Here is a 17,576-nt window from a genome sequence, read left to right as displayed (position 1 = left end):
CATGGCACGCCGCCTTTCCCTCCAGGACTTTCTGTCCCGTTACGAACATGTGGTGCAGGTCGCGCTGACCCGCGTCCGCGGGTCCTCCCCGCGCGAAGCCGGCACCTGCATGTTTGTGGCGGCAGAGGGCCTCTGGGGGACCATCGGCGGCGGCCAGCTGGAATATATCGCCATCGACCACGCGCGGCGGATGCTGAAGCAGGATCGCGCTTTGCGTTCCGTCGAGAGCCTGAATCGCCCGGCCGGTAGGCCGGGCAGCGCCCGACCCTCCCCACGGGAGGGCGCTAACGCACCCACCCAGGGTCAGGCACTGCCCTCAGCACTGTGTGAAACGCTCGACGTGCCTTTGGGCCCGGAGATCGGTCAGTGCTGCGGCGGACGGGTCGAAATGACGCTAAAGTGGATATTTCAGGCCGACCGTGACGACGCCATCGCACGCGAACAGGCCGGAGAGCAGGCGCTGCCGCATGTCTATGTGATGGGCGCAGGCCACGTGGGCCGGGCCCTGGCGGATCTCTTCCAGCACATGCCGGTGCGCTGCATCCTGATCGACCAGCGCGCCGAAGAGCTGGCCCTGTGCCAGGCGGATGTGGAAATCCGCCAAAGCGCTATCCCTGAGATCGACATCGCCGCCGCCCCTGCGGGCAGCGCCTTTATCATTCTCACCCACGATCACGCGCTCGACTTCCTGCTGGCCTCCGCTGCATTGCAGCGCGGCGACGCGGGCTATGTCGGGCTGATCGGATCGGCCACCAAGCGGGAGAAGTTCCGCCGCTGGTGCCGGGACCATTGCGACGGTCTGGGAACCGACCGTCTCATCTGCCCCATCGGGGCAGGCGGCAGCCGCGACAAGCGGCCCAGCGTCATCGCAGCCTTCGTGGCAGCGGAAGTGATCGCTGATTTGACCTCTGAAACTGCCGCGTCCGCTCCAGCACGGAGCAAGGAATTGCCCCAAACGGGCAAGCAACCGGACGCAGAGGGAGACACGGCTGGAGCATTCAGCCGTTAAGGACTGCGTCCTCTGATAGGAGGAGGCCGCCATGACCACAGGGCGGAGCTATACGTATAAACTGTTCGCGCGGAATGACTTCAGTGCATTCTGGGCGCTGTTCACCGACAACCTGATCAACCTGATCGTGCTTTCGGGCATCTGTCAGTTTGTCTTCAACATGCCGGCCGACATCGTGTTCGGCCGCATCGTGCCGGGCGCCGCGGTGGCGATCCTGGCCGGTATCGCGGTCTACACCTGGCTGGCCAAGCACATTGCCGAGAAGGAAGGGCGCGACGTGACGGCGCTGCCCTATGGCATCTCGACCCCGGTGATGTTCGTCTATCTGTTCGGGGTGATCGGGCCGATCTACTGGTCCACCAATGACGCCATGCTGGCCTGGCAGGTGGGCATCGGCGCGGGCTTCATGGGCGGCATCGTCGCCGGCCTTGGCGCGATCGTCGGCCCCTGGCTCAAACGTGTGACCCCGCGCGCCGGGATGCTGGGCACGCTCTGCGGCATTGCGCTGGTGTTCATCGGCACCGTGCCGCTGGCGACGATCTTTGAAAATCCCTTCATCGGCTTTGCCTCGATGATCATCATCCTGTGGGGTCTGGTGGGCCGCCACCGGCTGCCGTTCAACATCCCCGCCGGTCTCTTGGCGCTGATCGTGGGCACCGTTGTGGCGCTCGGCATGGGCGAGGCATCGGTCTCCTTCGAGGGCGTCGGCGTCTACCTGCCGGTCCCGTACTTCGGCGACCTGATCGCGGGCATCCAGCATCTGTTCGCCAACCCGGAGCTGTTCCTGGTGCTGGTGCCAGTGCAGATCTACAACTTCATCGAAACCATGAACAACGTCGAAAGCGCCGAAGCCGCGGGCGACCACTACCCGGTTGCCGTCTGCCAGGTGACTGATGGCGTTGGCACCATGATCGGCGCAGTCTTCGGCTCGCCGTTCCCGACCACCGCCTACATCGGCCACCCGGCGTATAAGCGAATGGGCGCGCGCTCCGGCTACATCATCGGCGTCGGGCTGGTGATCCCCTTTGCCGCCTTCTTTGGCCTCCTGGCGTTCCTCAACAACCTGATCCCCGTGGCGGCTGCCGCGCCGGTTCTGGTGTTCGTGGCACTGAGCCTGGTCACGAACACTGCGCATTCGGTGAAGACCGACCACATCGCCGCGGTGACCATCGCGATGATGCCGCATGTGTCGGCCTTCCTGGTGATCAAATGGGGGGCACTGGCCGGCGCATTGGGCGCACTGGGTGCCACCGGCATGGCGCAGCTGGGCGATCCGGAACTGACAGCGGCGCTGCTGCAGCAGGGCGCACATTACGAAGGCCATCTGGCCCTCAGCCAGGGGGCCATCCTGACCGGCCTGATCTGGGGCGCCATCGTGGCCAGCGTGATCGACGGCGACTTCCGCAACGCGGGCGGCTTTGCCCTGGCGGCGGCACTGATGTCGCTGGTTGGCATCATCCACTCTGCCAGCCTGCACTGGCCGGAATTCAGTGGTGTTGCCATGGGCTACCTGATCGCTGCAGCCTTCCTCTACATCTACCCGATCTTCCACAAGGCGGAGGAGCATGAGGAAGCGGCAGAGGACGGTGTGAAACCCCACGTGCCGCATCTGCCGGCGGGCGAATAATCCCAAATGACACCCAAATAATAATGGGCAGGGGGCCAGCGCGTCCCCTGCCTGCGAACCAAGGACACCAAAAGACATGACATCGAAACAGACGCTGCTGCGCGGGCGGGTTCTTTCCTTCACCGCCGAGCCGCAAGGCCCCGAAGACACCAGCGCCTATGAGTTCATCGAGGACGGCGCGCTGCTGGTCGCGGACGGCATGATCCTGGCCAAGGGCAGCTATGACGCGCTCGCCCCGCAGGCCGCAGGCGCCGAGGTGATCGACCACCGCCCGCATATCCTGATGGCAGGCTTCATCGACACCCACCTGCATTTCCCGCAGGTGCAGGTGATCGCCTCCTGGGGCTCACAGCTGCTGGAGTGGCTGAACAACTATACCTTCCCCGAGGAGGTCCGTTTTGCCGACGCTGGCCACAGCGCTGAAATGGCCGGGCATTTCTTTGACCTGCTGACCAGCCACGGCACCACCACCGCCGTCGCCTACTGCTCGGTCCACAAGACCTCCGCCGAGGCCTATTTCACCGAGGCCGCCCGCCGCAACATGCGGATGATCGGCGGCAAGGTCCTGATGGACCGCAACGCGCCCGAGGGCCTGCTGGACACGCCCTTGAGCGGCTATGACGACACCAAGGAGCTGATCGCGAAATACCACGGCAACGGCCGCGGGATGTATGCCATCACCCCGCGCTTTGCCATCACCTCCACCCCCGGCCAGATGGAGATGGCCGGCGCGCTGGTGCAAGAGCACCCGGAGTGTTACGTCCAGACCCATCTGTCGGAAAACCACGACGAAATTGCCTTCACCGCCGAGCTGTACCCGCAGGCGCGCGATTACCTGGATGTCTACCAGTCCTACGGGCTGCTGACGGAAAGGATGCTGCTGGGCCATTCGATCCACCTGCAGCCGCGCGAGATCGACGCGCTGGCGGAGACCAAGGCCAAGCCGGTGTTCTGCCCGACCTCCAACCTGTTCCTCGGCAGCGGGCTGTTTGACGACGCAGGCCTGCGCAGCCGCGGCATCACCAATGCGATTGCCACAGACATCGGCGCAGGCACCAGCTATTCGATGCTGCAGACCCTGAACGAGGGCTACAAGGTCCTGCAATTGCAGAACCAGAAGCTGCACCCTTTGCGCGCCTTCCACTGGATCACCCGCGGCAATGCGGTGGCGCTGGGGCTGGAGGACAAGATCGGCACGCTGGAGGCGGGCACCGAGGCCGATATCGTGGTGCTCGATTCCCGCGCCACCCCGGCAATGGACCTGCGGATGCAGCGGGCAGAGACCCTGTCGGAGGAGCTGTTCATCCTGCAGACCCTGGGCGAGGACCGCGCCATCGCGCAGACCTATGCGGCCGGCAAGCCGATGAAACCGGCGGCATAGGGCCGGAACCGTCAGGCTCCGCCGCGCCGGGCTGAGGCGTCCAGGCTGCGGCGGATCCCGGTGCCGTTTTCCGGCAGCGGAAAACGGTCAGGACCGGGCCGCGGCGGGCTAGGCTGAAAATCGCACTTCCACCCGCAGGCCGGGTTTTGCATCGGACAGGCGCAGCTCGGCCCCGTGCAGGCCGGCAATCGCCGCCACCAGGCTCAGCCCCAGGCCGCTGCCCGGCGTGGTCCGGCTCCGCTCCAGCCGGTAGAGGCGGCGCAGAACCTTCTGGTGTTCTGCCTCCGGGATGCCGGGGCCATGGTCGCGCACAGACAGCACCGCCGCCGCCCCGTCGCGGCGCAGCGACAGGCTGATGCCGGTGCCTTCGGGCGTATGGCGCAGCGCGTTTTCGATGAGGTTCGCCAGCAGCTGGCCCAGCAGGGCGCGGTCGCCGGTGACGGTGACGGGCGCCTCCGGCAGGCTGAGGCTTAGGGTGCGGTTCTGCTCCTCTGCCGCCGGTTCATAGATTTCGCCAAAGGTGGCGGCGACCTCGCGCAGGTCGACGGCTTCGAACCGCGACCGCGGCGTGCCGTCCTCCAGCTGGGCGATTTGCAGCAGCGCCTCGAAAGTGCTGGTGATGCCGCGGGTCTCCTCCAGCGCCTTGTCTGCCAGCGCCTGCGCCTCTTCTGGCAGGTCCGGCATCTCCTGCAGCCGCGACAGCTGCACCGCCACCCGCTGGATCGGCGTTTTCAGATCATGCGCAATGTCCGCCGAAACCTGCCGCAGCGCCTCGGTCGCCTGCTGCTGCGCCTGCGCCATGCGGTTCACGCTGCGGCCGATGCGGGCGATATCGCCCTGCGCCGGCCCCGTCTGCGGCACCCGCGCGCCAAGGTCGCCGGAGGTGAGCGCCGACAGCGTGCGCTCGATCCCCCTGAGGGAACGGGCTGAGCGCCGCGCCAGCAGCACGCCGCCCAGCATCGCCAGGGCCGTCGCGGGCAGCAGGCTGAACAGGAACACCCACAGGAACGTCTGGCGCAGGTCATCCAGCGGCTTGGCGCTTTGCGCCACGGTCAGCAGCCCGCCGTGGATGTATTCGCTGAGCGAGATGAACCGGCCCGAGATCTCCACCGGTTCCGGCCCCAGCGCGACCACCCGGAACCCCGCCTGCTGCTGCATGATCGCGGCATTGCCGGCCACCACCCGCCCGCCGGGGCGGCGGTAGCTGAGCAGCCGCCGCTGCGGGTCTGTCTCGCGCGTTTCGGCATTGACCAGCGCCGCCAGCGCCGCGGCGGAGGGCGCGGCGCGAAAGCCCGCCATGTCCTGAGTCAGGCTCTGCTCGATCGCCTGCCGCTGGGCACCATGGGCAACGTAGTAGGTGATCCCGAGGCTGAGCGAGCTGGCCGCGACAAACAGCAGCGACAGCCACAACGACTGCCGCATCGGCGAAGAGCGCAGCAGCACCCGCGCCCGGCTGAACAGGTCAGCCGGCAATCCGGTACCCCGCACCGCGCACGGTTTCGATCAGTTCGGTCCCGAACGGCTTGTCGACCTTGGCCCGCAGGCGCGAGATATGGGTCTCCACCACATTGGTCTGCGGGTCGAAACTGATGTCCCAGACCGCTTCCAGCAGCATGGTGCGGGTCTGCACCCGGCCCTTGCGGCGCAGCAGATGCTCCAGCAGGCGGAACTCGCGGGGCAGGAGGTCGATCTCCTGGCCCGCGCGCGTCACCTTGCGGCGGATCAGGTCCATCTCCAGATCCCCCGCCCGCAGCACCGTCTCCTGCTCCTGCAGGCCCGGGCGGCGGGCCAGCGCGGCCACCCGGGCGGCCAGCTCGCCAAAGGCAAAGGGTTTGACCAGATAGTCATCCGCCCCGGCCTCCAGCCCGTCGATCCGGTCGTTCACGCCGCTCAGTGCCGTCAGCATGATCGCGGGCGTGCGCACACCCGCGCCGCGCAGGGTCTTGATCAGGCTCAGCCCGTCAAGACCGGGCAGCATCCGGTCGATGATCAGCACGTCATACTCCGCTGCGGTGGCCTGCAGCAGCCCCTCGCGCCCGTCGGTGACGAGATCGGCGGTATGCCCTTCCTCGCGCAGGCCCGCCTGAACATAGGGTCCGGTGGTGGCGTCATCTTCGATCACCAGGATTTTCAAGGCCGGCCCCTCCCGTGTTTCAGCGCGCCGGTGATACACCCCGGCGCGGCGCAGCGCACATTACAGATCTGTATAGAAGGCGTCAGGCGGTTGAAATCCAAGCCCTCCATCTGGCTTTCATCACTTCAACGCAAGGAGACGAAGATGTCCAATCCTGCCACCGCCCCCAAGAGATTTGCCTTTGGCCTGACCGCCGCCGTTTCGGCCGCCGCGATGCTTGCGCTGACCCCGGCCGCTGCGCTGGCGGTGCCTGCCGGCGGCTACGCCGATCTGGTCGAAACCGTCGCGCCCGCGGTTGTCTATGTCGAGGTGACCGGCAAGGCGCAGCCCGTGTCGGACCACCAGGCAATGCCCAATGACCCGATGATGGAGGAATTCATGCGCCGCTTCGGGGGCCGCATGCCGCAGCAGCCGGACAGCCGCCCGATGAAAGGCGCAGGCTCCGGCTTTGTGATTGCCGAGGAGGGGCTGATCGTCACCAATAACCACGTGATCGAAAACGCCCAGACGGTAACCGTGACCCTGGCCGACGGCAGCAAGCATGACGCCACCGTTGTCGGCACCGACCCGCTGACCGACATCGCGCTGCTTAAGGTAGCGGCGGACGCGCCGCTGCCGGTGGTGGAATTCGGCTCCTCCGGGGAGCTGCGGGTGGGCGATGAGGTCATCGCCATGGGCAGCCCGTTCGGCCTGTCGGGAACGGTGACCTCCGGCATCGTCTCGGCCACCTCGCGCAACATCAACTCCGGCCCGTTCGACGACTTCATCCAGACCGACGCGGCCATCAACCGGGGCAACTCCGGCGGCCCGCTGTTCAATGCCGAAGGCGAGGTCGTGGGCGTCAACACCGCGATTTATTCGCCGGGCGGCGGTTCCGTCGGGATCGGCTTTGCGGTGCCCTCGGACATGGTGCAGAAGATCGTCGCCGATCTGGAAGATGACGGCGAAATCACCCGCGGCTGGCTGGGCGTGCAAATCAAGCCGCTGTCGGAGGACGCCGCCAACGTGCTGGGCCGCGAGGCCGGCAAGGGCGTGGTGATTGAAGGCGTGCAGGCAGACAGCCCCGCTGCCAAAGCGGGCCTGAAGCCCGGCGATGTGGTGCTGCGCTTTGGCGGTGCCGAAATTGAAGAGCTGCGCGATCTGACCGCGGCAGTGGCGATGAATGCCCCCGGTGAGTCGGCACAGATCGAGGTGCTGCGCCAGGGCAAGGCGCTGACGCTGGACGTGACCTTGGGCGACCGTTCCGGCCAGGAAACCTGACCCCCTGCGCCGCCATCGCACCCCCGCCGGGCTGTCGGCGGGGGTGTCCGCATGTGTTCAGCCGGGCGATGCCAACCATTGCTGTCACGGCTCAATCCATTCTTACCATAATGTTGATTACATACTTCAGACAGGGTCCGCACGAGGGCATGAGAAAGCGCAGCGCGGCCGGCCCGCATCAATAATTGACAAAATTAGTAAATTATCTTACCCGCCGCCCTCGAAGGAGTTGCGGATGTTTTTTGACCTCGAGAATTTGCGCGCTTTCGGCCCCCGGCCCTGCCTGGAGACGGCGGGTGGACCCGGGCTGTCCTACGCCGGACTGGCCGATGCCGCAGCGCAGTTTGGCGCCCTGCTGCCGCAGGACCGGCAGCTGATTGCGGTGGAAGCCGCCGCCGATCCCGAGGCCATCACTGCCTATGTTGGCGCCTTGGCCGCGGGCCACGCAGTGATGCCGCTGCCCGCCGGGGATGAAGCAACCGCTGCCCGGCTGGAGGAACGTTTCCGCCCTGCCGCCAGTTTCCGCCGGCTTGGCGGCGCCTGGCAGCTGCTGGCCCATGCGCATGAGCCCGCCGCCATCCACCCGGAGCTTGCGCTGCTGCTGCAAACCTCCGGCAGCACCGGCCATGGCCGCGGCGTGCGGCTGACCGGTACCGCCGTGGACGCCAACGCCCGCGCAATTGCGCAGTATCTGGAAATCCACCCAGAGGACCGCGCCGCGCTGATCCTGCCGCTGCATTATTCCTATGGCCTGTCGGTGCTGCATTCGCATCTGGCAGCCGGCGCCAGCCTCTGGCTCGCCCCCGGCTCGGTGCTGGAGGCCGGTTTCGCCGCCGCGCTGGAGGCCTCCGGCGCCACCAGCCTGGCCGGTGTGCCGCACCACTTCAGGCTGCTGGAGAGCGCAGGCCTGTCCCACGCCCTGCCCGAAAGCATCAAGACCCTCACCGTGGCGGGCGGGGCCATGGAGCCGGATCAGGTCAGCGCCTGGGCCAGCCGGATGCAGGCCCGCGCCGGGCGGTTCTTTGTGATGTACGGCCAGACCGAGGCCACCGCCCGGATCAGCTACCTGCCGCCGGAAGAGGCGCTGGCAAACCCCGGCGCGGCAGGCCGCGCCATCCCCGGCGGCCGCCTGCTGCTGCGCGATGCCGGCGGCAAGGAAATCACCGCGCCCGAGGGCGAAGGCGAGCTGATCTACCAGGGCCCTAACGTGATGATGGGCTATGCCGAAGACAGCGCCGATCTGGCCAGGGGCGCGGAGCTCAGCGAACTGGCCACCGGCGACCTGGCCCGGCGCGATGCAAACGGGCTCTATCATATCACCGGACGGCTGTCGCGGATGTCCAAGATCGCGGGCCTGCGCATCGGCCACGACGCCATCGAACGCGCCCTCGCCGCCCAGGGGCATGAGGCCGCGGTCTGGGGCGACGACGCCCGCATCTCCATCGCCGTCTGCGGACCGCAGGACGGCATCGCCGCGCTGGCGGCCCGGCTGACCGGCGTTGGCCAGCAGCATTTCACCGTGATCCCGCGCGCCTCCCTGCCGCGCCGCGCCAACGGCAAGATCGACTATCCGGCGCTCAAGGCGCAGTCTGCTAAATCTGCGCCTGCGAAAGGCGTCCTCGCCGCCTATCAGGCCGCCTTTGCACCGCAAACCGTGGGCCGCAACGACAGTTTCGCCTCGCTTGGCGGCGACTCGCTGCGCCATGTGGAGCTGTCGCTGGCGCTGGACGAGGCCCTGGGCGGCGCCCCGGCCGGCTGGGAAGACATGCCGGTCAAGGATCTGGAGCAGGCAGCCCCGGCACCCTCCGCCAGCCTGCCCTTTGACCTGGTGGCCCGGGTGGTTGCCATCCTCGCCGTGGTCACTGCGCACCAGACATTCTGGCCGGTCTACGGCGGTGCGGCCGCAATGGTGATCCTGATGGGGATGAGCATTGCAGGCTTCCGCTGGGACGCGCTGGCATCCGGCAGCATGCGCAGCTTTTTCAAACCGGTGGCAGCGGTGCTGACCCCCTATTACCTGATCCTGGCCGGCTATGCCGTGGCCTGGGAGCAGGTGCCCTGGGCCTCGGTCTTTCTGGCCGGCAACTTTGCCCTGACAACGCCCGAAACGCATCTGATGCTGCCCTATCTTTACTGGTTCATCGAGGCGTATCTGCAAATGACGCTGCTGGCGGCGCTGCCGTTTGCCCTGCCGCCGGTGCGGCGCTGGCTGGTGCGGCAGGGCGCGTTCCGCACCGGCCTCTGCTTCCTGGGGTTTGCCGTCGCCATCAGGCTGATCGCGCCGGAAATCTGGCAGATCGGCGGCCGCGCGCAGTTCACCGTGCCGTGGGTCTTCTACCTCTTTGCCCTCGGCTGGTGCATCACCGCCGCCTCGACGCTGGGGCAGCGGCTGCTGGTGCTGGGGGCGGCCTGCGTGATCATGCCCGCCGCCGCCTATCTGGGCGGAAACTGGTACGGGGCCTGGATCAAATACATGTGGCTGCTGGCGCTGATCGCCGGGCTGCTGTTCATCAGCCGCCTGCCGGTGCCGCGCTTTGCCGCCCGCCCGATGATGCGGCTGGCGCAGGCGGCCTTCCCGATCTACCTGCTGCACCGCTTCGTGCCGGAGCTCTTGATGCCGGTGATCGGGCTGGAGGGCCGCAGCCCGCTGAACGATGCACTGGCCATCTTCGGGGGCATCGCCCTGGGCCTTGCCGCCGCCGCGCTGCAGCGCCAGCTGGTGCAGGCCTGGTCCAATGCGCGCAACCGCCCGGAACAGGCCATGGCCGAAGCCTAGCGGAGCGCCGCCACCGCCCCGCCGATCCGGCTCAGTGCCTCCCGCAGCTCTGCCTCGGAGGTGGCATAGGAAATCCGGAAATAGGGCGAGATGCCAAAGGCGCGGCCAGGCACCACCGCCACATGGTGCTGGTCCAGCAGATAGGCGCAGAAATCCGCGTCCGTCTCCAGCACTTGGCCCTCAGGGGTGCGCTTGCCCAGAAGCCCTGCGCAATTGGCAAACGTGTAAAACGCCCCCTCCGGCACCGGGCAGGTGATCCCCTCCATGGCGTTCAGCGCCTCCACCACCAGGTCGCGCCGCGCCTGGAAACTCTCCCGCCGCTCGGCCAGCACCTCCTGCGGGCCGTTGAGCGCCGCCACCGCCGCCGCCTGCGAAATGGACGAGGGATGCGAGGTCGATTGCGACTGCACCACCTTCATCGCGTCGATCAGCGCCTTCGGCCCGCCCGCATAGCCCAGCCGCCAGCCGGTCATCGCATAAGCCTTGGAGACGCCGTTGACCGTCAGCACCCGGTCCTTCAGCCGCGGCTCCACCTGTGCAGGTGTTGCGAATTCAAAGCTGCCATAGATGATGTGCTCATACATGTCATCGGCCATCAGCCAGACATCCGGATGCCGCAGCAGCACCTCCAGCAGCGGCTGATAGTCGGCGGCGCTGTAGCCGGCGCCTGCCGGGTTCGAAGGCGAATTCAGCAGCAGCCAGCGGGTGCGCGGGGTGATCGCCGCTTCCAGCCTGTCCGCCGTCAGCCGAAAGCCGGTATCATCCCCGCAAGGCACCAGCACCGGTTCGCCGCCCGCGATGCGGATGATATCGGAATATGAGGTCCAGTAGGGCGTCGGCACGATCACTTCATCGCCCGGGTTGAGGCTTGCCATGAAAGCGTCGAAGAGGATTTCCTTGGCGCCGGTGCCCGCGACGATCTCGTCCAGCGTGTAGTCCAGCCCATTGTCGCGCTGGAACTTGGCCTGGATGGCCTGCCGCAGCGCCAGCGTGCCGCCAAGCGCGGTGTATTTGGTCTCCCCCGCCCGCATCGCGGCGGCGGCGGCCTCCTTGATGTGCTCCGGCGTGTCGAAATCCGGCTCGCCCGCGCCAAGGATGATCACCGGCGCGCCTTCGTGCTTCATCTCTGCCGCCTTGGCGCCGATGGTGAGGATTTCCGAGACTTCGATCGGGTCAAGACGGCTGGCGCGGCGGAATTGGGCCATGGCGGAGGCTCCCTGCTGGTTTTGGCAAAGCCAGCTTGAAACGAAAGCTGCACTTCGGAAAACCGTCGCTTTACGACACAACCCATTCCGGTTCGGCATTGGTCCCGTTTCTGCCGCGCAGGGCTGCGCCTGCCTGGGTAGGTGCGAATGCACCTGTCCGTTTTGCCGGAGGCAAACCTCCGCTTTGACGGGCAGGCAGGTGCAGCCCGGCCTGCCGGCCGGGCAAGCCGGGCAAGCCGGGCAAGCCGGGCAAGCCGGGCAAGCCGGGCAAGCCGGGCAAGCCGGGCAAGCCGGGCAAGCCGGGCAAGCCGGGCAAGCCGGGCAAGCCGGGCAAGCCGGGCAAAAGGTCTCAATTCGACTTCGAATGCAACTGCTTCTTCAGCCATCGTTCCAGTTTCTGCACCGCCTCCGGCACCGGCCCGTGCGGGCGCACCAGGTAATAGCGCTTGCGCGACACCAGCGCCGGACCGGGTATCCGCAGCAGATCCCCTGGCGCGATCTCCCGCGCCACCATGTCATAGGGCACAATGGCCGCCCCCAGCCCCGCCGTGGCGGCGGCAATCACCATCGAATGCTGATCGAAATAGCGCCCGTCCTGCCGCGGCGCGCCCGCCAGACCGGCGCGCTCGAACCACTCCGCCCAGGACCCCGCGCGGCTTTCCAGATGCAACAGCGGCGCCTGCGCCAGATTTTCCGTCCGCTCCAGCTGATACGCGGCATGGAACCCCGGCGCGCAGACCGGCACCATCTCCTCCCCGAACAAGGGGGCCATATGAGTGCCGGGCCAGTTATCCAGCCCGTAATGCACCGCCAGGTCGAAGTTTTCCCGCGCAAAATCAAACGGCTCCAGCCGGGTGGAGAAGCTCAGTTCCACCTCCGGGTGGCGGGCAAAGAAATCCGGCAGCCGCGGGATCAGCCACAGGTTGGCAAAACCCGGCAGCACCGCAATCCGCAGGGCCGACCGCCCGGCCCCGGCGGCAGCGGCCTTCTGCAAGGTGGCGCGCAAGCCCGCCAGATCCAGCTCCAGATCGGCGGCCAGCCCCTGCCCGGCCGGCGTCAGCACCACGCCGCGGCCCGCGCGCTGGAACAGGTCGAACCCCAGATCCGCCTCCAGTTCCTTCACCTTCTTGCTGACCGCGCTTTGGGTGAGCCCCAGTTCCTCCCCCGCAGCGGTAAAGCTCTGGTGCCGTGCAGCGCTCTCGAAACAGCGCAGATGGGTCAGGCTTGGAAGCCGCATGTCATTTCTCCTCCAGCTGCGCCAGCAGCCACTCGCGGAACTTGATCAGCGGATACTCCTCCGCCTGATCCGCAGGCCAGACCAGGAAGTATTCGCCCAGACTCACAGCTTCGCCTTCCATCGCCAGCGCCAGCCGGCCTTGCGCAATCTCATTCTCGGCCAGGAAATCCGGCAGCAAGGCCACCCCCAGCCCATGCACCGCCCCCTGCGTCATGGCGGAGGACTGGTCAAACAGCATCCCCCTGAGCTTCTCCGCCGGCACGTCGTGCAGATGAAACCACTGCTCCCAGCAATCGGGGTGCGTCTCCAGATGCAGCAGCGGATAGTCCAGCAGCTCCGCCGGGCGGGCCACCGGCCCGTCCATCAGCCCGGGCGCGCAGACCGGCAGCACATGTTTCGGCATCAGGGGCAGATACTCCACCCCCGGCCAGTCGCGCGTGCCGTAATGGATCGCCGCCTGCGCACTGCCCCCGTCAAAGCTGAACGGCAGATTGTGGGTGTGCAGGTTCACGGTGATGCCGGGGTGCGATGCGGCAAACCCCTTCAGCCGCGGCGCCAGCCAGTGGAGGCCAAAGGACGGCAAGATCGACAGGGTGAAACTGCCGCCGTCCGGGTTCGCGCGCAGCTTGACCGAGGCCTGCGCCAGCCGGGTCAGGATCGCCCGCGCCTCCTTGGCAAAGCCTGCGCCTGCCGGCGTCAGCTGCATCCGCATTTGGTCACGGGCGATCAGATCGACCCCCATCTGTTCTTCCAGCTGTTTCAGCTGGCGGCTGACGGCGCTTTGCGTCAGCGACAGATCCTCCGCCGCCGCCGAGGCGCTGCCCAGCCGGTCAACCGCCTCCAGCGCCAAGAGAGACGGGATCGAGGGCAAAAAGCGGCGCGGGGCAATCATATGATCTTAGCTCATAGCTTCACGATTTAGTTTCAATAGCAATCCGCGCCCGGCGGTGCAATTTCTATATCAGACCGACCCCCGGCGGGACATTAGCGCAAAGCAGGCTAAAGTTTTGCTCATGCCCTGCCCTCGCATCCAAAGGATTCCGACATGCCCCATTCCGACATTCTCGCCGCTGCCGGCCTTACCCAAGCCGAACTGACTGGCGGCAGCCTCTCCGTCACCACGCCGGTGGACGGCAGCGAAATCGCCCGGCTGAAACCCCACAGCATGGCGGAGGCCGAAGCGCAGATCGCCGCCGCCAAGGCCGCCTTCAAATCCTGGCGCCTGGTGCCGGCCCCGCGCCGCGGCGAGCTGGTGCGCCTCTTGGGCGAGGAACTGCGCCGCGAAAAGGAAAACCTGGGCCGCCTCGTCACCCTGGAATGCGGCAAGATCTACCAGGAAGGCCTGGGTGAAGTGCAGGAGATGATCGACATTTGCGACTTTGCGGTGGGCCTGTCGCGCCAGCTCTACGGCCTCACCATCGCGTCCGAACGCCCCGGCCACGCCATGCGCGAGAGCTGGCATCCAATGGGCACCTGCGGCATCATCACCGCCTTCAACTTCCCCGTCGCCCCCTGGTGCTGGAACGCAGCCCTTGCGCTGGTCTGCGGCGATCCGGTGATCTGGAAACCGTCGGAAAAAACCCCGCTCACCGCCCTCGCCGTGCAGACAATCTGCGACCGCGCCATGGCGGCCTTCGGCGGTGACGCGCCCGAGGGCCTCATTCAGGTGCTGATCGGCGAGCGCGAATTGGGCGAGGCGCTGACCGCCTCCAATGACGTCGCCATCATCTCCGCCACCGGGTCGGTGCCGATGGGCAAGGCGGTCTCCGCCGATATGTCCAAACGCCTCGGCCGCACCATTCTGGAACTGGGCGGCAACAACGCGATGATCGTGGCGCCCTCCGCCGATCTGGAAATGGCCCTGCGCGCCATCGTGTTCTCCGCCGTCGGCACCGCCGGCCAGCGCTGCACCTCCCTGCGCCGCCTGATCGTGCATGAGGACATCTATGACGCGCTGATCCCGCGCCTGATCAAGGCCTATGAGGGCCTGCCGATCGGCGACCCGCTGGCCGATGGCACCCTGGTCGGCCCGCTGATCGATGCCGCCGCGCTGGATGCGATGAGCAGCGCACTGGAACGGGCGAAATCCGAGGGCGGCACCGTGCATGGCGGCGCACGCGCGCTGGCGGACAGCCACGCAGACGCCGCCTATGTCCACCCGGCGATTGTCGAGATGCCTGCCCAGACTGCCATCATGCACACCGAAACCTTCGCCCCGATCCTCTATGTGGTGAAGTATTCCAATCTGGACCAAGCCATTGAAATGCAGAACGAAGTGCCGCAAGGTTTGTCCTCCTGCATCTTCTCCACCGACGTGCGCGAAACCGAATATTTCCTCTCGGCAGCAGGCTCCGACTGCGGTATTGCCAACGTCAACATCGGCCCCTCCGGCGCGGAAATCGGCGGCGCTTTCGGGGGCGAGAAGGAGACGGGCGGCGGCCGCGAAAGCGGCTCCGACGCCTGGAAAGGGTACATGCGCCGGCAGACCAACACCGTGAATTACTCGCGCGCGCTGCCGCTTGCTCAGGGGATCAAGTTTGACATCTGATCTGGCGTCCGGCCTCTGGCATCAAACCTGCCAGGAAACCCCAGCCTTCCCGGAATTCTCCGGGGAGGCGGAGGCCGACCTCGTGGTGATTGGCGGCGGCTACACCGGCTGCTCCGCCGCTTTGAAGGCCGCCGAACTGGGCGCCTCGGTCCGTCTGATCGAGGCGGAGGATACTGGCAGCGGCGGCTCCGGCCGCAACGTGGGGCTGGCCAATGCCGGCCTCTGGCTGCCGCCGGAGGACATCAACGCCGCACTGGGGACAGAGGCCGGCAGCCGCCTGTCGGCCCTGCTGGCCGGCGCGCCGCAGATTGTGTTCGAACTGATCGCAAAACACGCCATCCAATGCGAGCCGGAGCGCAAAGGCACCTTGCATTGCGCCCATGCGCCGTCCGGGCTGAAAGACCTGCAGCGCCGCCACGCCCAGCTTCGCGCCATCGGCGCGCCGGTGGAGCTGCTGCCGCGCGAGGAGGCCGTGCAGCGCACCGGGTCCAACGCCGTGCACGGCGCGTTGTTCGACCCGCGCGCAGGCACCATCCAGCCGCTGGCCTACGCCCGCGGCCTCGCCCGCGCCGCCGCCGCGGCGGGCGCGCAGCTGCACACCTGCTCTCCGGCCACCGCCATCCGCCGCGACGGCGGCAGCTGGCAAGTGGCGACGCCCAAGGGCAGCCTGCGCGCGCGCCACCTGATCATGGCGACCAACGCCTATGCGCGCGGCATTTCCGGCTACGAGGCGCCTTCGGTGATTCCGGTCCATTACTTCCAGGCCGCCACCGATCCGCTGCCCGCCGCGCTGCTGGAGAAAATCCTGCCAAACAAGGAAGGCTGCTGGGACACCGCACTGGTGATGTCGTCGTGGCGGCTCGACCAAGCCGGGCGGCTGGTGATCGGCGGCATGGGCGCGCTCAACCATGCCGGCAGCGCCCTGCACCGCAGCTGGCTGCCCCGCAAGCTGGCGGCGCTGTATCCGGAGTTGAAGGATGCGCGGCTCCACAACCACTGGCACGGCCGCATCGCCATGACCACCGAGCATCTGCCCAAGATCCTGGACCTGCAGGGCGGATATGCCTGTTTCGGCTATTCGGGCCGTGGCATCGGCCCCGGCACCCTGTTCGGTGCCGCCATGGCCGAGGCGCTGCTGAGCGGCGACAGCGCCCGCCTGCCCGTGCCGCCTGCCAAGGATCACGCGATCCCCTTCGCGGGCCTGCGCAGCGCCTACTATGAGACCGGCGCCACCTTGACCCATCTGGTCAGCGACAGATGAAAAAGACGGGCCGCCCCGGCCCGCCCTTCACTCATTCGCACCCGGCAATCGCGCTGCCGATATCCCGCAGAAGCGCGGGGTAAAACTGCGGCCCCGGCTCCAGTTTGGCGCCCAGCGGATCCAGCAGCGCGGTGCCTGCTCCGGTGCCGTCCAGCACGGTGGCGACCACGCCCGGATTGAACTGCGGCTCCGAGAACACGCAGGACACTTTGAGATCGGCCACAACGCCGCCCACTTCGGCAATCCGCGCCGGGCTCGGCTTGACCGCATCCCCCAGTGAAATCGCACCGGCCGCGTTCAGGCCGAAACCGCGCTCGAAATACTGATAGGCGTCGTGGAAGACGATGAACTGCTTGGCCCGGAACGGTTCCAGCGACGCCGAGATACTGGCGGCAGCGTCCGCAATCTCCTGCTTGCCGGCCTCTGCATTGGCTTTGTAGGCTGCGGCATTGTCCGGGTCGTGCTCTGCCAGCTCTGCTGCGATCACGTCCAGCCAGGCCTGTGCATTGGCCGGCAGCAGCCAGGCGTGCGGATCGGCGCCCGCATGGCTGTGCCCGTGCGCATCCGCGTGATCGCCATCGTCCTCGCGGCTGTCATGGTCTGCATGATTCTCATGGCCTGCGTGATCACCGTGATCATCGTGATCCTCATGATCGCCATGATCCTCGTCATGCCCATGCGCCTCAAACCGGGCCCCTTCGCGGAACGCCAGCACTTCGGTGCCTTCCGCCGCCAGCAGCTCCACCCGGTGCGCATCGCCCGCCAGCTCCTCCAGCGGGCCTTCCAGCCAGGGGGTCAGCGCCTCGCCCATCCAGAACACCAGATCCGCCTGGTCCAGCGCCTGCGCCTCGGACGGGCGCATCGCATAGCCATGCGGCGACGCCCCCGGCGGCACCACCAGGGCCGGCGCGCCCAGCCCCTGCATCACCCGCGCCACCAGCCCGTGCACAGGGGTGATATCCGCCGCCACCTTCGGCACCCCGGCCCAGGCCCCGCCTGCCCCGGCCAGCACGGCCACCGCCACCGCCGCACCGCTTTTCCACACGCTAGAGTTCCGCATATCAAGCCCCATGTAATCTTATAACATCACGCAGTTGATAAACGTCATAACATAACATATCAAGAGACAAATCACCCG

At 67.1% G+C, this 17,576-nt stretch carries 13 protein-coding genes; 7 read left to right on the top strand and 6 right to left on the bottom strand.

The annotated features are described in order from the left end of the window. The first annotated feature begins 1 nt into the window (after position 1). The 3 genes from xdhC (at position 2) to guaD (ending at position 4,017) form a co-directional block, all read left to right on the top strand. Positions 2-1,009 (top strand): xanthine dehydrogenase accessory protein XdhC, encoded by a 1,008-nt coding sequence (gene xdhC / locus R2C4_RS20830; protein ID WP_244940843.1) that lies wholly within the window; start codon positions 2-4, stop codon positions 1,007-1,009. 31 nt (positions 1,010-1,040) lie between these two features. Further along, complete coding sequence (locus tag R2C4_RS20825; RefSeq protein WP_141892223.1) at positions 1,041-2,636, top strand: xanthine/uracil/vitamin C permease; 1,596 nt, start codon at positions 1,041-1,043, stop codon at positions 2,634-2,636. A gap of 76 nt (positions 2,637-2,712) precedes the next feature. Continuing rightward, entirely contained in the window at positions 2,713-4,017 is a 1,305-nt protein-coding gene (gene guaD / locus R2C4_RS20820) for a guanine deaminase (protein WP_141892222.1), read from the top strand. Positions 4,018-4,125: 108 nt separating this feature from the next. Here the strand turns inward: guaD and R2C4_RS20815 are convergent, their stop codons facing one another. Both R2C4_RS20815 and R2C4_RS20810 read right to left on the bottom strand, forming a co-directional pair. Beyond that, positions 4,126-5,490, bottom strand: coding sequence for a sensor histidine kinase (locus tag R2C4_RS20815; protein ID WP_208764548.1), 1,365 nt, complete (start codon positions 5,488-5,490; stop codon positions 4,126-4,128). Then, entirely contained in the window at positions 5,480-6,151 is a 672-nt protein-coding gene (locus R2C4_RS20810) for a winged helix-turn-helix domain-containing protein (protein ID WP_008558446.1), read from the bottom strand. Before R2C4_RS20810 ends, R2C4_RS20815 begins: the two co-directional genes overlap by 11 nt. Positions 6,152-6,295: 144 nt before the next feature. Here R2C4_RS20810 and R2C4_RS20805 point away from each other — a divergent pair, with 144 nt between their 5' ends. Both R2C4_RS20805 and R2C4_RS20800 read left to right on the top strand, forming a co-directional pair. Further along, complete coding sequence (locus R2C4_RS20805) at positions 6,296-7,411, top strand: Do family serine endopeptidase (protein WP_141892220.1); 1,116 nt, start codon at positions 6,296-6,298, stop codon at positions 7,409-7,411. Positions 7,412-7,646: 235 nt separating this feature from the next. Continuing rightward, complete coding sequence (locus R2C4_RS20800) at positions 7,647-10,187, top strand: AMP-binding protein (protein WP_141892219.1); 2,541 nt, start codon at positions 7,647-7,649, stop codon at positions 10,185-10,187. Here R2C4_RS20800 and R2C4_RS20795 read toward each other — a convergent pair. The 3 genes from R2C4_RS20795 to R2C4_RS20780 form a co-directional block, all read right to left on the bottom strand. Continuing rightward, on the bottom strand, positions 10,184-11,392 hold the full coding sequence (locus R2C4_RS20795; protein ID WP_141892218.1) for a pyridoxal phosphate-dependent aminotransferase: 1,209 nt from the start codon (positions 11,390-11,392) through the stop codon (positions 10,184-10,186). The two genes, R2C4_RS20800 and R2C4_RS20795, sit on opposite strands and share 4 nt — an antisense overlap. A gap of 349 nt (positions 11,393-11,741) precedes the next feature. Beyond that, positions 11,742-12,629 carry a LysR substrate-binding domain-containing protein gene (locus R2C4_RS20785; RefSeq protein ID WP_141892217.1) on the bottom strand — a complete coding sequence of 296 codons (888 nt, stop codon included), beginning with the start codon at positions 12,627-12,629 and terminating at the stop codon, positions 11,742-11,744. 1 nt (position 12,630) lies between these two features. Next, on the bottom strand, positions 12,631-13,521 hold the full coding sequence (locus tag R2C4_RS20780; RefSeq protein ID WP_141892216.1) for a LysR substrate-binding domain-containing protein: 891 nt from the start codon (positions 13,519-13,521) through the stop codon (positions 12,631-12,633). A 153-nt stretch (positions 13,522-13,674) separates the two neighbouring features. Here R2C4_RS20780 and amaB point away from each other — a divergent pair, with 153 nt between their 5' ends. Beyond that, positions 13,675-15,177, top strand: a complete 1,503-nt coding sequence (gene amaB / locus R2C4_RS20775) for an L-piperidine-6-carboxylate dehydrogenase (protein WP_141892215.1) — start codon at positions 13,675-13,677, stop codon at positions 15,175-15,177. Further along, the gene (locus R2C4_RS20770; protein ID WP_141892214.1) at positions 15,167-16,438 is read left to right on the top strand and encodes an NAD(P)/FAD-dependent oxidoreductase; all 1,272 of its coding nucleotides are present in this window, start codon (positions 15,167-15,169) and stop codon (positions 16,436-16,438) included. Before amaB ends, R2C4_RS20770 begins: the two co-directional genes overlap by 11 nt. Positions 16,439-16,469: 31 nt before the next feature. On the opposite strand, the gene R2C4_RS20765 is transcribed toward R2C4_RS20770, so the two are convergent. Beyond that, positions 16,470-17,498, bottom strand: coding sequence for a zinc ABC transporter substrate-binding protein (locus R2C4_RS20765; RefSeq protein WP_244940842.1), 1,029 nt, complete (start codon positions 17,496-17,498; stop codon positions 16,470-16,472). Positions 17,499-17,576: the final 78 nt, after the last annotated feature.

This window comes from Leisingera aquaemixtae, assembly GCF_006740765.1.
GTDB lineage: Bacteria > Pseudomonadota > Alphaproteobacteria > Rhodobacterales > Rhodobacteraceae > Leisingera > Leisingera aquaemixtae.
The sequence above is the reverse complement of the archived record's forward strand: the minus strand, read 5'-3'. Positions and strand labels throughout refer to the sequence as shown.

Coding starts and splice junctions, on each gene's coding strand:
- xdhC (WP_244940843.1), top strand. CDS start 2: ATGGCACGCCGCCTTTCCCTCCAGGACTTTCTGTCCCGTTACGAACAT.
- R2C4_RS20825 (WP_141892223.1), top strand. CDS start 1,041: ATGACCACAGGGCGGAGCTATACGTATAAACTGTTCGCGCGGAATGAC.
- guaD (WP_141892222.1), top strand. CDS start 2,713: ATGACATCGAAACAGACGCTGCTGCGCGGGCGGGTTCTTTCCTTCACC.
- R2C4_RS20805 (WP_141892220.1), top strand. CDS start 6,296: ATGTCCAATCCTGCCACCGCCCCCAAGAGATTTGCCTTTGGCCTGACC.
- R2C4_RS20800 (WP_141892219.1), top strand. CDS start 7,647: ATGTTTTTTGACCTCGAGAATTTGCGCGCTTTCGGCCCCCGGCCCTGC.
- R2C4_RS20795 (WP_141892218.1), bottom strand. CDS start 11,392: ATGGCCCAATTCCGCCGCGCCAGCCGTCTTGACCCGATCGAAGTCTCG.
- R2C4_RS20785 (WP_141892217.1), bottom strand. CDS start 12,629: ATGCGGCTTCCAAGCCTGACCCATCTGCGCTGTTTCGAGAGCGCTGCA.
- R2C4_RS20780 (WP_141892216.1), bottom strand. CDS start 13,521: ATGATTGCCCCGCGCCGCTTTTTGCCCTCGATCCCGTCTCTCTTGGCG.
- amaB (WP_141892215.1), top strand. CDS start 13,675: ATGCCCCATTCCGACATTCTCGCCGCTGCCGGCCTTACCCAAGCCGAA.
- R2C4_RS20765 (WP_244940842.1), bottom strand. CDS start 17,498: ATGCGGAACTCTAGCGTGTGGAAAAGCGGTGCGGCGGTGGCGGTGGCC.